2 protein-coding genes are annotated in these 4,828 nt (G+C 64.7%); one reads left to right on the forward strand and one right to left on the reverse strand.

What is annotated here, in order from left to right:
• Positions 1-106 precede the first annotated feature (106 nt).
• Positions 107-1,219, forward strand: coding sequence for a TIGR02679 domain-containing protein (locus D5S19_RS02305; RefSeq protein WP_120021665.1), 1,113 nt, complete (start codon positions 107-109; stop codon positions 1,217-1,219).
• An 81-nt stretch (positions 1,220-1,300) separates the two neighbouring features.
• On the opposite strand, the gene D5S19_RS02310 is transcribed toward D5S19_RS02305, so the two are convergent.
• Entirely contained in the window at positions 1,301-4,483 is a 3,183-nt protein-coding gene (locus D5S19_RS02310; protein WP_147397311.1) for a hypothetical protein, read from the reverse strand.
• Between the last annotated feature and the right edge of the window lie 345 nt (positions 4,484-4,828).

A 4,828-nucleotide genomic window follows, 5' to 3' on the forward strand; every position in this document is an offset into this window, starting at 1 on the left:
GCCGACCCCGATCCAAGCCCGGCTACTCGACCTCCTTGCGGTCGACCCCACCCAACCGCCATGATCAACAAATCCGGAGTTCCCGGGTCCGCCCACCATCACTCATGTGCGAAACACCCGGCTAGCCAGGTTCGGCGTCGCCGCCAAACACCTCCCGGCGATGGCCGAGCTGGCGACGGGCGAACCCGTGGTGAACCACACCGCCGGACGAGCCGCGAGTGCGGCCGCACGTGCGACGCTTTGGACAGAGGTGGAGAACACCCTGGCGGCCGTACCGCTGCTCGCACGGCGGATCCGCGCCGCCGGCGTCGCGGACACGGAAATCGACTCGGTCCGCACCGAATCGCGATACCTCGCGGCAGCCGTGGCGAAGATCGACCGGCTCCGCCTGCAGGACGCTCCTCCGATGACGCTGGCGAAACTGGCACATGACTGCACCGGCGATCCCCACGGCTTCGACCTGGACAAGCTCAACGGACGGCGCCTGGTCGAAGCAGTCGCCGAACGGGCTGGGGAACCGATCACCTACCGGCCCGACGCGGTCAGGGCGCTTCTGGCGCGGTCCGGGGTGCTTGCGGATCGGCTGTCGTCGTCGGTCGTGGTGCTGAACCTGCGAGCCTCGGGTACCGGCGTCGTCGACGAACGGCTTCGACTGGGAGGCGGTCCGGTGCCGCTGACTCTGTTCGACCTTACAGTCAACCCGCCGACCCTGGCGGACGCCGCTATCTTGGTCGTCGAGAACCCGTCAGTCATCGAAGCAGCGCTGGCTGTGGAGTTCCCTGGCCCGATCGCCTGCACGAGCGGACACTTGCGCGCGGTCGACCACGCGTTCCTGCAGCACGCGATCGACTGCGGAGTGAGCTTGAGCTACGCGGGAGACATCGATCGTGACGGTCTGATCATCGCCGCACAGGTGCGGGAATTCTATGGGGCGAGGGTGCTGGCGATGGACCACCTCACGGTCACCAAAGCGAGCGCTGCCCCGTCCGCGGTACCACTGGGGAAGCTTCCCGACGCGACTTCACCCGAGCTGGCTGCCGCGCTGGCCGACCGCAGTAGGGCCGTCTACCAAGAAAACGATGTGATTCTGAACGTCCTGCTGGGCGGCTCGCCGGTCGTCGCCGCGGGTGACGATCCGATCAAGACAGTAAGTCACACGCGTTCGGCACTAATCCCCAGCGAGACAACACGGAAGCCTCGCCCGGGCATGCTCGACTGAGGAGGATTCTTAGCAGCGCTGACCGCACCCTTGGTCGTGCTGGTGATCGTCATCTGGCTTGAGCGTTGCTTAAGGCGCGGCTCAAGCAGCGTCGTCCGGCGGCGCCGGAAACCCAAGTTCGGTGAGTCGGCGGTCGAGGGCACGGCCATCTGTGCTGTTCAAGGCGCATGGGTTCGCGGTCAGGGTTGCACGGGCTCGGAGCGCGACATGTCCGCGTTCCCAGGGTATGTCGTTTTCGAGAAGTAACCGAAAGAGTTCAAGCGTAGCTTCGGTTACTTCCGCGGTGGCACATCGATCGGCGACTTCGATGACGAGGTCTACCTTGCCGGCGGTGATGCGAAGGGACGCCAGGGTCAGTTCGGCCCAGATGCTGTCAGGGATGGCGGTTACCAACGACCACCGTCCGGATGATCGCAGAGCGACACCGGGTACGAGCCGCCTGTCGGCGGCGATCAACTGGCGCCACAGCGAGAGAGCACTGGCCATTTCGCGGGAGTCTTCCGCTACGTGCTGACCGTGGAAGGCGATCTGGTTTCCGAGCGCCTGCACGGCGTCAGCATCGCCGCGTAAGGACCGGATGATGGTGTCGAAGGGGTACACCTCGTCCACAAGCGCAAGCGCGAGCCAGGCATCCGCGTGAGGCAGCCCACGTCGCGCCGCAGTCACGAGGGTCTGACAGAACCTGGCGAAGAAAGAGGCCGTTGGTTGCGAGTATTTGAGGGTCATGGCGAGCGCGTTACGCCCGAGCGCGTCCTGGCCGAAGAGCTGGGATAGGTTGGCATCGCACCATTCCGGTACTGAATTTTCCAGCACGGGCCGGTATTGTGCAAGGATCGCGCGATATTCCGAACCTGCGGCACCTGGCACCCCGAGTGTGGCCGTCAACAGAGCCTCGAACTGCGGACGGATCGCGCCGACATTGCGGAGTTCCCATCGCGCGAGCCAGATCGTCGCCCGCAGGCCGCAACCCCGGGCGCTGTTGATCGCGTGAAACAGCGCGTCGGTCATCTCGTCGTAGGGGTGTTCGGGCTCGGCATCGGGCGCGAGTTCGATTGGCGTCGTCGCCCATGTCCACACTCCGTCGAGCGATTCTGCCAAGTTGCCGTCGCAGCGCGCGAGATTCGCCGCCAGGTCGACCGAAGTGGCGTCGACGTTATGCCAGTCGGGTTCGAATTCGTAGTTGTCGCTGCCGAGCGCGACAGGTTCCCATCTGGCGCTACGTGCGCGCGCCGCGGCGAGCAGAACCGCCGACGTGTGCGTGCTGACGGTTTGGGCGTTGTCGGCGAGCGCACGAAAATAGTGTAGGACGTAGATCGGCTCACGGAGGGCCTCGACTACGTTTACGGCGTCAGCTGCCCACGGTTGCGGGTCGGATGCGATTGTTTGCTCCAGGGTTCGGGCGAGCACGCGGGCGCTGGTAAGCTGCCAGCGATCACTGGTGCCCGGCCGCCATGCCGCAATCGTGCGTGCTGCCTCCAAGGGTGGGTAGGACGCGAGTTCATCAGCGCTGTAAGGAGACTCTTCCTTCGTCGACCAGGATCGCGGGCTCCGATGACCCAGGTGGCTGGTCCCCGGTTCACCAACGTGGCGAGTTACCTCGGCGATGGGCTCAGCCCATGCGGCGAGTGCCTCCGACGGCAACAGGGGCGACCACCGCCAGACTCGGTACCAGTCTTCCGGTGGGCGGCTGCTGTCGTCTCCGGTCGGCTCGGGCGGCGTGCCCAAAGTGTCCGTCCATTCGACGAGCTTCTCCGGAGGCGGTGCCGCGGCGTGGATAGCTTCGATCAAGTCCTGGTCATCGCCAGTGGGCACGGGTGCGGCCAGCCTGCGGGTAATATGCGCGATCTTGTTACCGAGCGGGATGTCGTCAGCAAGGGTGAGAACGCTTGAAGCAAGGCGGTCTCCAGCTTCGTCGGGCACTTTCCGTATCCAGGAAAGCAGATCATCGGTGGGGACGCCGAGTTCCCGGGCGCGATGCAGCATCCGCGCCAGATGATGCGCCATGTTGTCCGCAATCCGAGGATGTTCGTCGAGCTCTGCCGTCAGACGCGCGGTGTCGAGGGGCAGTGTTAGATTCGCCGGGGTGATCAAGCGCGCGAGTTTGGCGGCCAGCAGCTCGATTCGGGTTTTCGCGTTGTCAAGCGTGAGTCCCGCTGCGAGTTGCTTCAGCAGGACCGTATTGCGGTAATAATTGTTGTCGAACGGCTCGGTTCCAATGGCGACATCGGCGATGCGCTTGACCACCGGGGCTTCGGGCGCTGCTTGGCGTACGACCTCGACGGCGAGACCGATGATGTTCCGCTCTTGGAAGTAGCTTTCCACGATGGTCCCGGCGACACCGTGGCCGTGCGGTCCGATGTGCAGAGCGACACGCAGCAGCTCGAAGGCGGCTGGTATGCGAAGGCCTTGAGGAAGGGTTTTGACTCTGCCGCCCAGGTCTTCCAGGACAGTAGCGACCTCGGGCGCATGGCTTTGGCCAAGACCATCGATCAAGGCGGCCACTGGCCAGAGGCCGTTGGCCTCGGGCAACGTGATCAAACCCCGTTGCAGCATCGCAGGCAGCCACGCCGGGTCGGTGACCGCGGCGAAAAACAGGCGCAGGTGGTGCTCGTCGTAAGCAATTTGCTGCAGGCGATCCAGCTGCTCCAGGGACCGGTACGGCTCGCGTGCCAGCTTCCGGATGGCTTGGATGATGCTTTCCGGCGGCGCAAATATCCGGACGAACCAAGCGACGGCGCGGTCGAACAGGTCGGTCGCCGTTGCCAAGGCGGCGTCGCCGTGCACGGCCTTGCTAGATTCGTCGTGGAGTTTCTTGTATTCCGTCACAGGGTCGGCGCCACCGGGCAGCGCATCGACTCCGGTTCGCCGTCGCAGAAACCCGATCAGTTTCGACGCCCGCGACGACGCGCTGTTGCGACGCTTGCCCAGCCGCGACATCTCGATCTCGAGTGGTCGCCACGCTGCGTCCCGGGCCTCCGGCGACGAGCCGAGACTGCCCAGATACCGGTTCCACGCGTCCAACGCGGACGGGACGCCATCGCGAACAGCCTCGCTGTCCTCCACGACTGCATCGAGGGCTTCGCGGATGTTATAACCGGCGCTCTCCGCGTAGCGCAGCCCCGCATCGTCCTCGGCGGCCTGGCGCAGGAACGCATCCGCGGTCCGCAGGCAGGCGAGGACTTTCTTGCCGCGCTCGGCCAGCACCTCGATGATGCGCTCGACGACCTCCTCTGGAAGCACGCCGCCGTGTTCCCTTCTGCTCACCGTCCAAGTTTCGCTGTCGGTGAGCCGAAGGACAACGTAACACGCCAGGTACTCGAGAGTTTGAGCAACTGGCGGCCATGTGGGGACGAGACTGCCACTTGAGCTTGGACACCTTCGTGTTGCTCTGTTGGGGTGGATGGTGCGGGCTTCCTCGTCACGGCACCGCGCTGACTGCGGTCTCGGCTCGGGTAGACGAGAGGGGTCGCCGTGAGTTCATTGACTAGGGTGTGTTTCAAAGTCGTAGCCACTCGTTAATCGCCGCAACCTGGACTGTGGCCTCGTAACGGACAGCGAGCTTGTCATAGCGAGTGGCCACGGCACGGTTGCGTTTGAGTCGATTGATCC

Source organism: Amycolatopsis panacis (genome assembly GCF_003600245.1).
GTDB classification, from domain to species: Bacteria; Actinomycetota; Actinomycetes; order Mycobacteriales; family Pseudonocardiaceae; genus Amycolatopsis; species Amycolatopsis sulphurea.